Origin of the sequence: Geothrix campi (genome assembly GCF_024609265.1) — a bacterium.
GTDB classification, from domain to species: Bacteria; Acidobacteriota; Holophagae; order Holophagales; family Holophagaceae; genus Geothrix; species Geothrix campi.
This window is the reverse complement of sequence record NZ_JANHMP010000001.1, coordinates 808013-823409: the sequence shown is the minus strand read 5'-3', so window position 1 is coordinate 823409 and position 15397 is coordinate 808013. Positions and strand designations below refer to the sequence as shown.

Sequence of the window (15397 nt, the reverse complement as noted above, 5' to 3'; positions counted from 1 at the left end):
AGCCTGAGAGAGATTGATGATGAGCCTTCGTAAAGCCGCCTTCCGTTCCCTCACCTTGGCCCTCCTTGCCGGGGCCTTGGCCCTGATGCCCGCCTGCGGGGGCGGTGGTGGTGGCGGCACCACGGGAACTCCGGCCGCCCAGGCTTCTGCCCCTGTCATTACCGCCCAACCCACGGCCCAGACCCTGCTGGAAGGCGCCAGGGCCGGTTTCAGCGTCACGGCCACCGGGAATGGCGCACTCACCTACCAGTGGCAGAAGAATGGGGTGGATCTCACCGGTCAGATGGCGAACACCCTGACCTTCGATCCCGTGGCCCTCACGGACGCGGGCAGCTACACGGTGGTGGTGACCAACACGCTGAACGGCACCGCGGCGAGCGCCACCAGTGCAACCGCCGGCCTCACCGTGAACCCAGTGGCGAAGCAGCCGGTCATAACCGCCCAGCCCGCGGCCCAGATCGTGCTGGAGGGCGCCAGGGCCAGCTTCAGCGTCACGGCCACCGGGAATGGCGCACTCACCTATCAGTGGAAGAAAAACGGGGTGGATCTCACCGGCCAGACGGCGAGCACCCTGACCTTCGATCCTGCGGCCCTTGCCGATGCCGGCAGCTACTCGGTGGTGGTGACCAGCACTTTGAACGGCACCAGCGCCAGCGCGACGAGCACCGCGGCGACCCTCACGGTGAATCCGGCCAGCAGCAGCGCCCCGGTGATCACCACCCAGCCACAGAGCCTCACCGTCATCGCGCCCGATGGGGGCACCTTTACGGTTTCTGCCACGGGAACAGGCACCCTCCGATATCAGTGGCGGAAGAATGGTGTGGACATCGCCGGAGCCACGCAGGCGAGTTGCATGGTCGCCGGCACGGATCTCCAGGAGGTCAGCGCCCAGTTCAGCGTGTTGATCACGGATGACGCTGGCAGCACGCCCAGCCAGAACGCCACCCTCACGGTCATGGCGCCGGAGCCCACCTACGCCGGAGACCCGATCGCTGTTCCCGCCCGGCCATTGACGATCCTGCCCTCCTACAACCTGGGCGCGGCCTTTCCCCACGGTGCCTTCCGCCTGGGCTATGACGAGTCTGTGAAGAACCCCGCCTGGACGGCCTATGCCGACTTCAAGTTCATGAACGCCTTCTCCAACGGGACCCGGACCTTCCTGGCCGACGACCGCCTGGAGGCGCCCCAGGTGACGGACGGCGACTACACCGGCAGCGGCTGGACGCGCGGGCACCAGGTGATGATGTCCGACCTGGCCTACCGCTATGGTTCCCAGGCCGGCACGGACTCCTGCCGCCTGTCGAACGTGGCGCCCCAGGATACGGACAACAACAACAATTTCTGGAACAACCTGGAGCAGGTCGTCGGGGGCAGCTTCACCGGCAGCGGTGGAGCCTGGATGCCTGGCCTGGCCGACGCCTTCGGTCGGGCCTGGATTTATACGGGGCCAACCTTCGACACCAATCCAGCCCTGCTTCCCGGTGCCGTGGCTCCCGTCCGCATCCCGAGCGGCTTCTGGAAAGTAATCGTCCGCGAAGCTGCTCCTGGTCAGCCGAAGGTCCTGGCCGTCCTCACGCCCAATCGGTCAGGGCTGGCCATGTCGGATGCGGAAATCCAGAAGTACACCACCTCCGTCGCCCGCATCGAGGCCCTCACGGGGCTGAACCTCTTCCCGAACCCCGCTGCCCCGCTGCCGGCAAGCTTCAAGGCGGATGTGGACGTACGCGGCTGGGGTAGCCACTTCGAGGTGACGGGCGCACCCAATGTGCACATGGTCGAACCCAGCTGGGATGGCACGGCATCCGTCGGCGTGAGCTACACCTTCCAGGGCCAGGCCACCAGCCCCAACAGCACCGTGGCTTCGGTGCGTTGGGATTTCGGCGACAGCACCACGGCGACCACGCCTACCACCACGCACACCTACACAGCAAACGGCACCTACAACGTGTCCTATACGGCTACTGACGCCCTGGGTGCGAGCCGATCCATCACCCGCGTGCTCACAGTGACCGGGGGCAACCAGGCGCCGGCCATCTCGGGCCTTCCTGCGTCTGCCTCCACGGCTGTGGACATGCCCCTGGACCTTCCCTTCACGGTGAGCGATGACGCCAGCCCGCTGAATGTCACCTTCTCGGCCACCTCCAGCGACGAGAGCACCGTGCCCAACACCGGTCTCACCTTCACTGGGACCATGGCCAGCCAGAACCTCCACATCGTTCCGGCCGCCGGGGCCACCGGTACGGTCACCATCACCATCAAGGTCGCCGATGGCGAATCGGCGAGCGTGACCAAGACGTTGACGCTCTATGTGGGGACGACACCACCACCCGCCGGCATCACGGAGCATTTCACTTGGGCCGGCACGGGCACTGTTTATGCCACGGGCGATTACGCACTCCCCACCGGTCCCTGGCATTTCGTCACGACCATGAGCTATGCCGGCGATGCCAATGACGCCAAGAACGATGGCCAGGGCCTGCGCATGAAGGCCGTGGCCGGTAGTGCCGTGTGGATGAACTTCGACTACGGTGATGCCGCCACGCCCGTCACTTCGGTCAGCGTGGCCTACGGGGTGTACAAGTCCGACGAAACGAACGCCAGATCGGCTGCTTTCTCCCTCTCCTATTCCAACGACCAAGGCGCGACCTGGACCAAGATCGGCAACTCCGTGACGGCCACCTCCAACACCCTCAGCACCGCCACCTTCAGCGGCCTCAGCCTCACCGGCCCGATCAGGTTCAAGCTGGCGGTGGACGGCACTCCAACCGCACGGCTGAACCTGGATGATTTCGTCATCCAGTAGCCCATCCGATGAGTCCTCCGACCGGCCCGCGATACAGAGGCGCCGGTTGGAGGGCGGGCCTACTGCAGAGGATCGAGGGCCAGCGGTTTCGGGCGCGTAGGCCAGGGCTGGCCCAGGATGTAGCCTTGGCCCCAGGGCACGTCGGCGTCCATGACGGCCTCCAATTCATCGAGGGTCTCGATGCCCTCGGCGATGAAGCCGATGCACATGCGCTTGGCGAAGTGGGAAAGCGCATTGAGCAGCGCCGCCTGATAGGGCCGGCGTTGGACCTGTTCCACCAGACTCCGGTCGGCTTTGATGAAATCCGGTGCCAGCCAGGCCATCTGGGTGAGGCTCGCCACGCCGGCGCCAAGATCATCCACCGCCACGCGCAGCCCGACGTCGCGGAGGCGCTTGGCGTAGGTCTGGAGCGCCTCGAGGTCGTGCACCCCCTGGGACTCGGTGAATTCCATCACGACGTATTCCACGGGAAAGGGCAGGGCCTCCAGCCAACGCGGCAGACAACGCCAGAACCCTGGCGCCTCCAGGCTCACGGGCTCCAGGTTCACGAAGTGCAGGTGGGTTCCGTTTCCGCGTTGGGCCAGGGCCATGAAGGTGGCCTCTAGGAATCTCAGATCCAGTGCCAGTCGATCTTTGGCTGATAGCGAGGGATCCTGCAGGATCGGGCCCACGGGATGGGTGACACCCGCCTCGTCCATGTGCCTGGCCAAGTATTCCTGAGCCACCAACTGGTTGTCCCGTAGCCGATAGATAGGCTGAACATGGGGCACGATGGCCCCTTTGCCGCTCAACAGACTTTCCAGGATGCCCTTGGGCATGGCCGCTCCGTACTCGTTCAAGGGACCCACATCCAGTGTAACGCTTCGGGTGGTGCATGCAGGAAGCTTCATCACGGGTTACGCTGGAAACAGGGGGCGACATGCGCACCGTGGTCATGGGAGCGGGACGTTCGGGCGTGGCTGCAGCCCGATTCCTGGCGTCGCAAGGGCGGCCAGTGGTGTTGACCGATAGCCGCCCGGGTCCAGATTCCGCTCTGGAGCTTGACCTTGCGAAAGCCGGGATCCCTGGCGTATGGGGCAGCCATCCTGAATCGCTCCTGGAGCATTGCGGCGAGCTCATCATCAGTCCCGGTATTCCTCCCAGCACACCCTTTGTGGTCGCAGCCATTTCAAAAGGCATCTCCGTGATTGGTGAGGTGGAGCTGGCTCACCGCGTCCTTCGGGCCCGGCACGATGGGAGTCGTGTGCTGGCCGTGACCGGCACCAACGGCAAGAGCACCACCACCGATCTGGTGGCGCACCTGCTGCAGACTTCCGGCCTTCCCGCGGTGGCCTGCGGCAACCTGGGCATCCCGGTCATTGAGGCTGTGGCCGCGGGTGCGCCGGGATCGATCTATGTGGTGGAATTGAGCAGCTATCAACTCGAGACCGTGACGGCCTTCCATGCGGAGGGCGCGGCCTTCCTCAACCTCACCTCGGATCACCTGGCGCGTCATGGCACCCTCGAGGCCTACCGCCGGGCCAAGCTGCGGATCTTCGAACGGCAGGATGCTGTGGATCTGCGGGTGGTGCCAGCGGCCCATCCTGAACAGTGGCAGGATGCGCCAGGCGCCGGACGGAACGCACGTTTCGGCTGGTCCGAGTGCGAGGCCTGGTGTGACGGCGAAGGGCGTCTGAATCTGCATGGCGAAGTGCTCCTCCAGCGAGGCGAGCTGCGCATTCCCGGTGACCACAATGTGGAGAACGCCCTGGCGGCAGCCCTTCTGGCCCGACATGGCGGGGCGGAGCTGGAGGCCATCCGCGCAGGCCTGCGCAGCTACCCCGGGTTGGCCCATCGCATCGCCTTCTGCGGTGAGAAGGGCGGCGTGCGCGCTTACAACGATTCGAAGGGCACGAACGTGGATGCCACGCTCACGGCCATCAAGGCCTTGTCAGGGCCTCTCGTGCTGCTGCTGGGCGGCACGGACAAGGGCGCCAGCTATGAACCCCTGCGGCAGGCCCTCGACGGCAAACTGCGGAGGCTGGTCTTCCTGGGCGAGGCGATTCCGCAACTCACCCGCGATCTGGGCGATCTGCCCCACGAGGTGGTGCCGGTCTTCGATGATGCCGTGCGGACGGCGCTTATGCTCGCTCGATCCGGCGACCAGGTGCTCCTCAGCCCGGCTTGCGCCAGCTTCGACCAGTTCGACAATTTCGAGCAGCGCGGCGAGCGGTTCGAGGCCCTCGTGCGAGCCTGGCTTTGATAACAAAACTCATAGAACGTCTTTGATTGACCCGTCCGGCCCCCGGATTTCTTGCGTCAGAATTGGTCAATCTGCGAGAGGTTTCGATGCCCGATGCCACCCGAATTGCCGCCGACCTGCGAACCATGTTGGGACAGGATGCCGTCCTGACGGCGTTGGAGGATCTCACCAAGTACGAATCCGGCTGGCGGTACGGGAAGGGCAGGGCCCTGCTGGTGGTCCGCCCGGGAACCACTGAGCAGGTCTCCAAGGTCATGGCCTACTGCCACGAGCGGAACCTCCGCGTGTTGCCCCAGGGGGCTAACACGGGCCTGGTCGGTGCCTCCAATCCCGACGCCAGCGGTGAGATGCTGGTGCTCAGCCTGGAGCGGCTAAACAAGCGCCTGGAGATTGATCCCATCAATCGTACGGCTGTGGTGGATGGTGGCGTGCTGCTCAGCACCTTGAACGAGGCGCTCTCGACGCACGGGCTCATGTTCCCCATCGACCTCGGGGCGGATCCGACCATCGGCGGCATGATCGCCACCAATACCGGCGGCACCCGGCTCCTGAAGTACGGCGACGTGCGCCACAACCTCCAGGGCGCCGAGGCCGTACTGGCCGACGGCACGGTGGTCGATGTGATGAACCACCTGCGGAAGAACAACACCGGCCTAGATCTCAAACAGCTTCTCGTGGGCACCAGCGGTGTTTACGGGGTAATCACCGGCGCGGTGCTGCAGGTGGTGCCCGTCCCCCGGCAGCATGCCACGGCCCTGGTGGGTTGCACCTCCGGCGAGGCGGTCCTGGCTCTGCTGAAGGCTCTGGAGCGCGAGTTGGCGGATGTGTTCACGGCCTACGAGGTCATCAGCGCCAACGCCCTGATCCCCGTGTTCAAGCACCATGAGGCGATCCGCAACCCATACGGCGCCGCCAAGCCCCCCGCCTACACGGCCCTGGTGGAGCTCTCCTCCACCCTTCCGGAGACGGCCCTGAATCTGCCGGAAGTCCTGGAGGAGCGGCTGGGGGCCTTCCTGGAAGGGGACAGCGGCGAAGGCCTCACGGACGTCTTCATGGGCAAGCCCGAGGATTTCTGGGCCATCCGCCACCACATCAGCGAGAGCCTGCGGAGCGAAGGCAAGGTGCTGGCCTTCGACATCAGTGTGCCCCGTAGCCGCATGGCCGCCTTCACGGATGCTGCCGTGGCGCTGCTGGCCAAGGACTATCCTTTCATCCGGTCCTGCGACTTCGGCCACTGGGGCGATGGTGGGACCCACCTCAACCTGGTCTGGCAGGAAGCTGACTCACCCAGGCCGACGGCGGAAATCGTCGAGGAATTGCAGTCAACAATCTACGAACTGGCCGTCCGTGGCTTCGACGGCTCGTACAGCGCCGAGCATGGCGTGGGCCCGCACAACCAGCGGTTCTACGACGCTTACACCCCGGAGGCCGTGAAGGCGATGAATCAGGCGCTCAAGCAGCAGCTGGACCCCAAGGGCCTGCTGGGCACTACGCGGCTCGGCCTCCTGCCGTGATCGCACCCGGAGGCGTTCCGGGTTAGATTCGAGGTCTCCAGGGAGCCTCCATGCGTTCGTCTGCCCTCGTCCTCCTGCTTTGCGCGCCCCTCGTGGCACAGACGCCCGCCCCCAAGGCGGACCTCTTCGAACCCGTGCGGTTCCTCGGCGGCGATTGGGTGGGAGAGTCGGACGGGAAGCCCGGCTCCCCCAGCGGCGCAGCCTCCTTCCGCTTCGAGCTGGAGGGGAAGGTCCTGGTGCGGCGCAGCCACGCCGACTACCCAGCGGTCAATGGCCGGCCGGCCGCCCACCACGAGGACCAGATGACGGTCTTCGTCGAGGGTGGCCTGCTCAAGGCCTTCTACGTCGACAACGAGGGCCACGTCATCCGCTACGTGGCCACCGCTATTCCCCAGGGCGTGGCCTTCACCAGCGAACCGGCCCCGGGCCCGCGCTTCCGCCTGACCTACCTCCGCGGGGCCGCCGACAGTGTCACGGTCCGCTTCGAGATCGCCCCGCCCAACGCCCCCGAGGCCTTCAAGACCTACCTGGAGGGGGTCACCCGAAGGGTGAAGTGACTTTCCTGTCGCCGTTCCCTGCTGCAAAACGGGCTCCCGATCGGGAGCCCGTTTTGCAGTGAGGTGAAGGCACTAGGCCTTGCCGTGCGGCTTCTGCACCCAGAACCGCGCGGGCGCGTAGCAGATGGCCATGAAGACCAGCTGGCTGATGATGAAGCCGGTCAGGGCGTAGAAGGCTTGGTCCATGAAGCCATAGGAGTGCAGGCCCACGCCCAGCATGTTCACGCCGAACCAGGAGCAGGCGGTGATGATGTTGCCGAAGATGGCCATCACCATGGTGCCTCGCTCGCGCACGTAGCCGGCCCAGCGGGCGTGGAGGATGATGGCGTTCCACAGCACGATGAGCAGGGCGCCGTTCTCCTTGGGATCCCAGCCCCAGAAGCGGCCCCAGGACTGGTCGGCCCAGATGCCGCCCAGCACGGTGCCCACGAAGCTGAAGAAGAGGGCGAAGCAGATGATGCCGTAGGCCATGTCCACGAGGGCCTTGTCCGTCTCCACATCGACCTTGGTCACGATGTGCTTCCGGATGGCGTAGCCGATGGCGATGGCGCCCGCCAGGAAGGTGCCGGAATAGCCGATGGTGATGGTCACCACGTGGGTGGCCAGCCAGAAATTGGAATCCAGCACGGCCCGCATCATCTCCATGGTGTCGCCCTCGGTGCCCAGGTTCTGGGCCACGATCAGGGACGCGAAGCCCGCGGCGGCGGCCACGGCGGTGCCGAAGCCCTTGCGGTACATCCGCTCGACGATGAGGCCCAGGATCACTGCGCCCCAGCCCACGAAGACGGCGGAGGAGTAGAGGTTCGTCACCGGGGGGCGGCCCTGCAGGATGATGCGCGCCGCCAGACCCAGGGTGTGGACCACCGCGCCCGAGAAGAGCAGGGCATAGGCGGTGGGGCGCAGCAACTCGGGCTTGTAGATCCAGGACACGCACAGCACCAGGAACGCCACGAAATAGATGGAGAGGCCCACGAAGAAGGGCTGGGCGCGATTGAAGACGATTTCGTTGTTCGCATGGCTCAGGGCGCCGGGCTTCAGGGTGGACACCACCCCCTTCATGTCGGCCAAGGCCTGGTTGAAGCTGGCGGCGTCGTTGGCGAGGTAGGCGGCGTTGAGCCGGGCGAGGGGCACCAGGGCCGGGTGGACCCCCTGACCCGCCGCCATGGCACGGAGGCCTTCACCCACGTTCTTCCAGGCGTCGGGCGGGCCTCCGGGCAGAGGAGGCAGGATGCGGAAGGCCGCGAGCTGCATCAGGTCCTGGTGGCGGGCGGAGGCTTCAGCATCGGTGATGGACTGGAGCTCCCAGCCGAGGCCCGGCGATCCGGCCAGCTGCAGGGTGTTCCGGAGCTTGTAGTAGAGGTAGGCCCGGTCGAACAGATTGACGATGGCGCTCTGGAAGCGGGTCCGCTTCTGGGGTGCGATGGGCTGCGCGGTCTGGGCCTGCTTTTGGATCTCCTCCAGGTGGGAGGACAGGTCCGCGAAGCTGAAGTAGTTGCGGTTCTGCTTCTGCTGGGCCCCGATAAGCCCGATGACATCCGGATCATCGATGACAAAGATGGGCTGCTGGTCCGCCACCTGAGGGCGGAACATCACATCAAGGATCCACTCGTCGGGTCCGATGGTGCGACCCTCGTAGCGGAAGCCCTGGCGGCTATGGATGACCAGCAGGGAATTGCGGGCCAGGGAATCCAGCGGCTTGACGCGTCCGCCATCAAGGATGGGGATGTTGCCGAAGCCCGCGGCGTCGAAGCCGCGGACCTTGCCGCCCGGCAGGGCGAAGATCAGCGCGATGAGCAGGGCGAGGGCGCCGGCGCCCCAGGCGAGGTATTTCTGCACGAAGGTCATGTCAGCCCTCCTTCTTGTCCTGGCGTCGCTTCAGCGAGCGCCGCAGGACGATGGCGAAGTGCACGAGCAGGCCCAGGGAGACCAGCACGCACGACACATAGGGGAGAAGCCAGCCGGGATTTTCAACCACGGAAAGGACGGACAGGGTGTCGTTCTTGCCAAAGCTCGCCTGGTAGAAGGTCTTGCCTTCGTACCGCAGCGGCTGGTTCATGTAGATGAGCACCTCCCGCGATTCCTTCTGGGAAGGGTTCACGACCTGCACCAGGCTCGAGAAGTTCTTGGGGATGTCGGTGCCGGGGTAGACGTCATGCCGGAACTGCTTGAGCGTGAAGGCGTACGGCAGGTACTGGCGGCGCAGGCGCATGGAGAGCGAATAGGTGCGGCCTTCATGGGTGAAGGACTGCGGCGCTCCGAGCGCCATGGAAGCCAGCCAGGTGCCATAGCTGCGGCCGCCGGCCACGGGCTCCACGAAGACGGTGCCGGTGTTGATCTCGTTGTCGTTGGTGACCGCGGGGCGTTCGACGACGGAGACTCCGGGGCCCACGCCGGCTGTGGCCAGGGAGGGAGGCGCGCCGGGAGGCAGATTGGAAAGCTCGGCGTTGGGGAAGTAGCGCTTCACGTTCAGGGTGAGCGGCGTGCCTGGGATGGCGATGGAGCCGCCCTTGGCCAGCAGGGTGTCAGGCACCGAGTAGACTTCGTCCCAGGTGGGATCGGTGGTGTCGATGACGGCCAGCTCCATGTTCTTGTAGCTCTGGACGTAGTTGACGGTCTGGCCCACCTCAATGGACATGTTGGTGTCCACCTGCATCATGCCGGCCACGAATTCGCCCGCGAACAGGACCACCAGGCCCGAGTGGACCAGCCACATGCCGGCCTTGGTCCAGCTGCGCTGGATGTCGAGCGTCTTGGCAATGAGGTTGAGCGTGAGCAGGAGGCCCACCAGGCCGCCGCCCGGGAACACGGGCAGGGGGAAGGGCAGGAAGCTGAACTGGCGCTTCACGAAGAAGCTGCGCATGTAGGCGTTCACGGCGCCCTGGGTACCCATCTCCACCTGGGCCAGGGTGCAGAGCACCACGAGCGCCATCAGGCAGGCGAGCAGGACGATGGTGAGTTGGAAGGACTTGAAGAACTTCCAGATGCGGGAGGCGAGTGTCTTAATCAAGGCGGAGGCTCTCCAGGATGCGCATGAAATCAGGCTTGGCCTTGGCCACGGGGGCGGCGTCGCCCGTGAGCTTGAGGAACCAGGTGTTCCCGTCCGGCGTGGAGATCAGACCGGCCACCATGCGGCTCTTGGCCTGGCCGTCGCTGGTGAAGTCGTAGACGTTCAGGGCGCCGGCCTTGGACTTGACCACCACGCGGGCGGCGGTCAGGGCCGCGTCGTCGATGGGGCCCAGGCCGATCTGCCCGCGCCAGCGGTTCACATTGGCCAGCTCGCCGCCAGCGGCACCGGGGAGCACCACCACCGTGGCTTCGTTCTTGCCTTGCACGGGGGACTTGAAGGTGGCGAAGCGCATCCCCTCGCCGGGGACTTCGCTCCAACCCTTGGGCAGGGTCCACTTCAGGGAACCCTGGCCGGAGGGCCTGGGGGGCGCGGGCATCTCGCCGCCGGCCGGGGGCATCCCCTGGCCAGGCGCGGCATGGTCCTCGTGCCCCGGGTGGTCGGGATGATCGGCTACGGCTTCCTTGGGTACCCGGAAGTGGCTGACCTGATCACGGTTGCACCCGACGGCCAGCGCCAGGAGTCCGGCACCGGCCAGGAGAGAGGCCTTCGCGACGAAGGACATGGAACGCTGGGGAGGGATCGATGTTTTCAACAAAGGGTTCCTCTAGGACACATCAGAATACCGGACCTTCCGGGGCGAAGACACGTGACATTGGGCAAGGCTTACAGACCGAAAGGCAGGATGGCTTGATCGATGAGTTTGGCTAATTGTTGATCTTTCTCCGTGATACCCCCCGCATCGTGGGTGGTCAGGGTGATCCGGACATGCCCCCAACCAAAGAGGATATCTGGGTGGTGATTCATGGTCTCGGAAGGTTCCACCACGGCGGTCACAATCCGGAAAGCTGTGATGAAATCCGGGGTCCGGAACTCCCGGACCAGGCAGCCCTCCTGTTCGATCCAGGTCATGACTTCACCTCCTGGGCCAGAGTGGCCTCCAGCTCCGCCAATTCTTCGTGAAGAAGCCATTCGCCGGGATAGGCACGAGCTCTATGGACCAGGGCTTGGACCCTTTGTGCGTCCCGGTCCTCCCTCAAGGTCCGGGTCTCCAGGTAGAGGTCCGCCAGTTCCGGGGACAGGGAGGAGGCCTTGCGGGCCCGGGCCTGGGCTTCGGCCTCGCCTTCCGCGAAGGCCCCCAGCCCGCCGTACCAGCGGTCCCAGGCGCCGGGATCCGCCGGTCCCCCCGCCACCGAGGGCAGGCCCTCGCTCAGGAAGAGCAGGGCCCAGCTGGGCAGGTCCAGTGGGCGGCCATCCTGGTGGCCCCGGAGGTTGATCACTTCGTGCTCGCCCACCCGGAAGCCCGTAAGGAAGAGCCCTGAGGGCAGGTCCAGGCTGAACGGCCCCCGAGGAGGCAGCGTCCCGCGGCCGAAGGCCACCAGCGCTGAGCCAGGCCAGGGCTGATCCTCCGCCACGCCGCCGCGCGACAGCAGCACGGGGCCCTCCACCCGCACCAGGGCCGTGGCCAGGCCCGGGGCCAGCTCGCCGCGGGCGGGGATCCGCGCCACCACCTTGCCCGTGAGCTCAATGCCGCCCTCTAGGCCCAGGTGGTTCACGGTGCGCGCCCGCAGGGCCTCATCCAGGCCGTGGTCGCCGCCCCGCCGCCAGCTTAGGGTGGCCTCGAAGGCGTCCAGCACCTCGAAGAGGTGGTCGAAGTCCCGGGCCACGAAGAGCTGGGGCTGCATGCGCGTGATGTCGTATTCGGTGTCGGCGCAGACGAGGCTGAGGGGCACCTTGGCCACGGCCGGCGTGAGGCAGTGGGCCGCTTCGCCCAGGCTGCTGAGGAGCCCGGCGCCGTAGAGCTTCGGATCGGCCAGGTCACCCACCAGCCCGTACTCGGCGGTCCACCAGTAGAGGCGGCTGGCCTTGGTGCTTTCGCTGACGTACCGGCGGCTGGCGGAGGCGGCCCGAAGCCGTTCCTCGGCCAGGTGGATCTCGGTCTCCGTGGCTTCGGGATCCTCCTTCACCACGCTGAGGTTCCGGATGGCCTCGTAGACCGCCTGATCCTCCACGGAGGCGATGGCCCGGAAACCCGCCTCCCCGCAGCGCTTCAAGTAGTCCGCGTAGCGGCGGTCCGCCAGGATGGGCGCATGGCCGGCGCTTTCGTGGACGATGTCCGGGGCCGGCGTGTACTCGATGTGCTCGTGGCTGCGGATATCGGCGGCGATGGCCAGCACGCCGAGGGATTGGAGCTCCGTGAACACCGCCGGGGGAATGAAGCCCCGGACGCCCACGGCGGACCAGCCCAGGCCCTCCAGCTTGAGGTTCATCTCGTCCAGGCTGGGGATGCGCTCCAGACCGATGCCCGTGGCTGCCAGGCCCGCCAGGTAACTGCCATGGGCCGTATCCTTCAGCCGGTTGGTGAGCCGATGCAGGATGTGCCGCCAGACCGCATGGTCCCGGGGAGTGTAGGCCCCGTAATCCTGATCCGCCACGTAGCGCTGGAGGTGGGTCGGGAGCCGGTCGATGGCGCGCCGGGTAGGTGATGGGACTGGGAGCATGGCGGCCTCGGTATTCATTAAACTTTAAATGATGAACAATTGGTAGAGAACTCCCGATTCATGCGTCGGCGCCAGCGCGGGCTACCCTGGTGCCATGGCCGATTTCGATCCCTGGGACCCCTACCGTGACCTGCGCTTCGCCGGGACGCGTGAGCACCCGGAGTTCGGTTCCTGTTTCATCGCCGAGGGTCGCATCCTGGTGGAGGATCTGCTCGCCGCGGGCCGGGCGGGTCGGCTGCGCGTGGTGTCCGTGGCCGCCACCACCACGGCGGCCGGGGCGGCGCGGGCCCTGCTCCCGGAGGGGACGGAGCTGCTGGTGGCCGAACCCGCGGCGCTGTCGGAACTGGCGGGCTTCTCCTTCCATCGGGGCCTCATGGCCTGTGCGCAGGTGCCCCCGCCGCCTTCCGCGGCGACCCTGAGGGCGGCCCGGCGCCTGCTGGTGCTGCCGCGGCTCTACGACGGCGAGAACCTGGGTCTGCTGCTGCGCAGCGCCGCGGCCCTGGGGCTGGATGGTGTGCTGGCGGGACCGGGACCCGGTCTTTGGAGCCGTCGCACGGTCAGGGTTTCCATGGGCGCCGTCTGGCGCATTCCCGTGTGGCGGGTGGAGGATCCCTGGGCGCTTCTGGCGGACTGGAAGGCGGCGGAAACGGGTTCGGAGATCGTGGCTGCCGCGCTCACCCGGGAAGCGGAGGATGCGCGCGCCTGGCGGCCGGCGACCCGCAGTGCCCTGGTGATGGGCCCGGAAGACACGGGTCTGGATGCGGCTCAGCTCGCCCAGTGCGACCGGACAGTGGCCATCCCCATGGCGTCGGGCATGGATAGCCTGAACGTAGCTGCCGCCGGGGCGATCCTGATGTTCCGGATGGTCGAGAGCCGCTAGGGCTCGCGGCTGACGGCGATATCCACCAGCTGCAGCAGCTCGGCCACGACCTCCCGGCAGACCGGGTCCTGCTGGTAGCGGGCGGCGACCTTCTTCCGCGCGGCGGCTACGTCGCCACAGGCCTTGCCCCGGGCAATGAGTTCCTTGCAGCTGTTGGGCATGGGGCCCCAGTTTCCGCATTCCACGAAGCGGTCACTCAGGAAGATGAATTTGGGGATGGCCTCGCCGCCGTTGGTGAGGAAGCGCACGAACACATCTGGGTGCTGCTCCCGGCTGAGGTAGCGGACCTTCAGGTTCGAGCCGGCCTCGGCCAGGCGCTGGAGCACGGGCGCGTGGCGCACCACGTCACCGCACCAGTCCTCGGCGATGGCCACCACATGCACGGGCCTGGGCAGGGCCGCCATGAATCCGGCCGCCTGGGGATCAAGTGCCAGGGCCGCTCGTTGGACTTCAATCTTGCCCCGCTGTTCCGCGGATTCCGCCGCAGCCAGCCAGGCGTCATAGGTCAGGCCGGAGTCGAAGACATCCTTCCAGTCGATGAGGGGGAGTGTGGCGGGGCGGGGCATGGAACCTCCTCGGGTCATCTGATGCTGGCAGGCCCAACCCTGTTCCAGGACGTACCTTTGGAGTGGCGCGAAGCGTGTCCCGCCGGTAAAGGGGGAGCCATGAAAGCGATCAGGAATTTCACCGCACCACCCCTCGAATGGCTGGATCCCGTCGTGCGGGAACCGCGGTACGAACTCCATGCCGGGGATGAGGTCCTCGCCAGGTTGGCCCTGAAACCTTTATGCCGGACCTTCGCCACCGCTGAAACCGCCGATGGAACCTGGACCTTCCGGGAGACTGGCATTCTCAGCACCCTGGTCCACATCCGGGAGGAGGGCGCCCAGACTGATCTCGCCCAGTTCCATCCCGGTTTCCTGGGCAGGGGCATCCTCCGCTTCGTTGACGGCGAGAGCTTTCGTTGGCGGCGGGAGCACCCTCGGGGCGGATGGGCCTTCCGCGACATGAAGGGGAAGGCTGTCCTCACGCTCCGGCTGGAGCCGCCGCCCGCCGGGGAGCCCTTGCCACACCGGACCCGGGCTGAGGTTGAGATCGGCCCCGATAGTCGGGCGAATCCCAGGATCCCGCTCCTCACGGCTTTTGGCTGGTACCTGCTCGTGCTCCATCAGTAGATCCCACACCTCCGGAACACCGCGGCACGGGCAGGCTCAGGCGAAGTCGATCCGGTACATCACCACCTCATCACCCGGGGTCAGTTCCATCCTTCCCACAGGCAGGAAGGCCAGCGTTTCCAACAGGCGGATCGAGGGTGTGTTGCCTGGCGATACGATGGCCAACATGCCATGCAGCCCGAGCGCTTCACGGCCAAAGGCCAGGCAGGCTCGTGCGGCTTCTCGGGCGAACCCCTGTCCCCAGAATTCCGGCAGGAAGGCGTAGCCCAGGTCCACCTCGGGAAGCGACTCCCGCCGGATGAGGCCGCACATGCCCATGGGCACGCCGGTGCCGCGGTGTTCCACCAGCCAGAGCCCGTGGCCGTGGGCGGCGTAGCTCGCCAGTGGCCCCTGTTGAAGGTAATCCTCGGCCTGCTCAATCGTGCGGACCCCCTTGTCCGCGATGTTTGCGATGAAGGAGGGCTCGTTGAGCAGACGCAGGGTGAAGGGGGCGTCGGTCAGCGTGAACGGACGGATGGCCAGGCGGTCGGTCGGAAGCGGCAACATGCCTTTGATCTCATCATGAAACCACCAGGGAATGCAGCCCCCGCCAGCTTCCCGGAATCCCGGGCACGCACCCGGAGGTGCCTTCTGTCCCTTCTGCATCCCTGGTCTAAAGTGG

The 15397-nt window shown here is 66.3% G+C and carries 14 protein-coding genes; 6 read left to right on the top strand and 8 right to left on the bottom strand.

Annotated elements, in window-relative coordinates; all coding sequences use genetic code 11:
* Nucleotides 1–19 precede the first annotated feature (19 nt).
* Nucleotides 20–2803 carry an immunoglobulin domain-containing protein gene (locus NOV65_RS03890; protein WP_257304525.1) on the top strand — a complete coding sequence of 928 codons (2784 nt, stop codon included), beginning with the start codon at nucleotides 20–22 and terminating at the stop codon, nucleotides 2801–2803.
* A gap of 59 nt (nucleotides 2804–2862) precedes the next feature.
* Here the strand turns inward: NOV65_RS03890 and NOV65_RS03885 are convergent, their stop codons facing one another.
* Nucleotides 2863–3621 (bottom strand): EAL domain-containing protein, encoded by a 759-nt coding sequence (locus tag NOV65_RS03885; protein ID WP_257304522.1) that lies wholly within the window; start codon nucleotides 3619–3621, stop codon nucleotides 2863–2865.
* A gap of 56 nt (nucleotides 3622–3677) precedes the next feature.
* Between NOV65_RS03885 and murD the strand changes: the two genes are divergently transcribed.
* The 3 genes from murD to NOV65_RS03870 all read left to right on the top strand — a co-directional run bounded on the left by murD (nucleotide 3678) and on the right by NOV65_RS03870 (nucleotide 7116).
* The gene (murD, locus tag NOV65_RS03880) at nucleotides 3678–5045 is read left to right on the top strand and encodes a UDP-N-acetylmuramoyl-L-alanine--D-glutamate ligase (RefSeq protein WP_306671932.1); all 1368 of its coding nucleotides are present in this window, start codon (nucleotides 3678–3680) and stop codon (nucleotides 5043–5045) included.
* Between the two features lie 86 nt (nucleotides 5046–5131).
* Nucleotides 5132–6559, top strand: a complete 1428-nt coding sequence (locus NOV65_RS03875; RefSeq protein WP_257304520.1) for an FAD-binding oxidoreductase — start codon at nucleotides 5132–5134, stop codon at nucleotides 6557–6559.
* 50 nt (nucleotides 6560–6609) lie between these two features.
* Entirely contained in the window at nucleotides 6610–7116 is a 507-nt protein-coding gene (locus NOV65_RS03870; RefSeq protein ID WP_257304519.1) for a hypothetical protein, read from the top strand.
* A 72-nt stretch (nucleotides 7117–7188) separates the two neighbouring features.
* Here NOV65_RS03870 and NOV65_RS03865 read toward each other — a convergent pair whose 3' ends face one another.
* The 5 genes from NOV65_RS03865 to NOV65_RS03845 all read right to left on the bottom strand — a co-directional run bounded on the left by NOV65_RS03865 (nucleotide 7189) and on the right by NOV65_RS03845 (nucleotide 12681).
* Nucleotides 7189–8961: a cytochrome c biogenesis protein gene (locus NOV65_RS03865; protein WP_257304517.1), complete on the bottom strand. Its 1773-nt coding sequence runs from the start codon at nucleotides 8959–8961 to the stop codon at nucleotides 7189–7191.
* Between the two features lies 1 nt (nucleotide 8962).
* Entirely contained in the window at nucleotides 8963–10123 is a 1161-nt protein-coding gene (locus tag NOV65_RS03860; RefSeq protein WP_257304516.1) for a cytochrome c biogenesis protein ResB, read from the bottom strand.
* A complete protein-coding gene (locus tag NOV65_RS03855; protein ID WP_257304514.1) occupies nucleotides 10116–10745 on the bottom strand; it encodes a hypothetical protein in 630 nt (209 codons plus the stop codon). Before NOV65_RS03855 ends, NOV65_RS03860 begins: the two co-directional genes overlap by 8 nt.
* 101 nt (nucleotides 10746–10846) lie before the next feature.
* Nucleotides 10847–11092 (bottom strand): 4a-hydroxytetrahydrobiopterin dehydratase, encoded by a 246-nt coding sequence (locus NOV65_RS03850; protein WP_257304512.1) that lies wholly within the window; start codon nucleotides 11090–11092, stop codon nucleotides 10847–10849.
* Nucleotides 11089–12681, bottom strand: a complete 1593-nt coding sequence (locus tag NOV65_RS03845; protein ID WP_257304510.1) for an aromatic amino acid hydroxylase — start codon at nucleotides 12679–12681, stop codon at nucleotides 11089–11091. The genes NOV65_RS03850 and NOV65_RS03845 overlap by 4 nt, the downstream gene beginning before the upstream one ends.
* Before the next feature lie 94 nt (nucleotides 12682–12775).
* Between NOV65_RS03845 and NOV65_RS15385 the strand changes: the two genes are divergently transcribed.
* The gene (locus tag NOV65_RS15385) at nucleotides 12776–13561 is read left to right on the top strand and encodes a TrmH family RNA methyltransferase (RefSeq protein WP_306671931.1); all 786 of its coding nucleotides are present in this window, start codon (nucleotides 12776–12778) and stop codon (nucleotides 13559–13561) included.
* On the opposite strand, the gene NOV65_RS03835 is transcribed toward NOV65_RS15385, so the two are convergent.
* Entirely contained in the window at nucleotides 13558–14127 is a 570-nt protein-coding gene (locus tag NOV65_RS03835) for a thioredoxin family protein (RefSeq protein ID WP_257304508.1), read from the bottom strand. The genes NOV65_RS15385 and NOV65_RS03835 overlap by 4 nt on opposite strands.
* 99 nt (nucleotides 14128–14226) lie before the next feature.
* On the opposite strand from NOV65_RS03835, the gene NOV65_RS03830 reads away from it, so the two are divergent.
* Nucleotides 14227–14736: a hypothetical protein gene (locus NOV65_RS03830; RefSeq protein ID WP_257304506.1), complete on the top strand. Its 510-nt coding sequence runs from the start codon at nucleotides 14227–14229 to the stop codon at nucleotides 14734–14736.
* A gap of 36 nt (nucleotides 14737–14772) precedes the next feature.
* On the opposite strand, the gene NOV65_RS03825 is transcribed toward NOV65_RS03830, so the two are convergent.
* Nucleotides 14773–15282, bottom strand: coding sequence for a GNAT family N-acetyltransferase (locus NOV65_RS03825; RefSeq protein ID WP_257304504.1), 510 nt, complete (start codon nucleotides 15280–15282; stop codon nucleotides 14773–14775).
* Nucleotides 15283–15397: the final 115 nt, after the last annotated feature.

Bases quoted from the DNA above. Each gene is read 5' to 3' on its own strand.
- NOV65_RS03890 (WP_257304525.1), top strand. From the start codon at position 20: ATGAGCCTTCGTAAAGCCGCCTTCCGTTCCCTCACCTTGGCCCTCCTT.
- NOV65_RS03885 (WP_257304522.1), bottom strand. From the start codon at position 3,621: ATGCCCAAGGGCATCCTGGAAAGTCTGTTGAGCGGCAAAGGGGCCATC.
- murD (WP_306671932.1), top strand. From the start codon at position 3,678: ATGCAGGAAGCTTCATCACGGGTTACGCTGGAAACAGGGGGCGACATG.
- NOV65_RS03875 (WP_257304520.1), top strand. From the start codon at position 5,132: ATGCCCGATGCCACCCGAATTGCCGCCGACCTGCGAACCATGTTGGGA.
- NOV65_RS03870 (WP_257304519.1), top strand. From the start codon at position 6,610: ATGCGTTCGTCTGCCCTCGTCCTCCTGCTTTGCGCGCCCCTCGTGGCA.
- NOV65_RS03865 (WP_257304517.1), bottom strand. From the start codon at position 8,961: ATGACCTTCGTGCAGAAATACCTCGCCTGGGGCGCCGGCGCCCTCGCC.
- NOV65_RS03855 (WP_257304514.1), bottom strand. From the start codon at position 10,745: ATGTCCTTCGTCGCGAAGGCCTCTCTCCTGGCCGGTGCCGGACTCCTG.
- NOV65_RS03850 (WP_257304512.1), bottom strand. From the start codon at position 11,092: ATGACCTGGATCGAACAGGAGGGCTGCCTGGTCCGGGAGTTCCGGACC.
- NOV65_RS03845 (WP_257304510.1), bottom strand. From the start codon at position 12,681: ATGCTCCCAGTCCCATCACCTACCCGGCGCGCCATCGACCGGCTCCCG.
- NOV65_RS15385 (WP_306671931.1), top strand. From the start codon at position 12,776: ATGGCCGATTTCGATCCCTGGGACCCCTACCGTGACCTGCGCTTCGCC.
- NOV65_RS03835 (WP_257304508.1), bottom strand. From the start codon at position 14,127: ATGCCCCGCCCCGCCACACTCCCCCTCATCGACTGGAAGGATGTCTTC.
- NOV65_RS03830 (WP_257304506.1), top strand. From the start codon at position 14,227: ATGAAAGCGATCAGGAATTTCACCGCACCACCCCTCGAATGGCTGGAT.
- NOV65_RS03825 (WP_257304504.1), bottom strand. From the start codon at position 15,282: ATGTTGCCGCTTCCGACCGACCGCCTGGCCATCCGTCCGTTCACGCTG.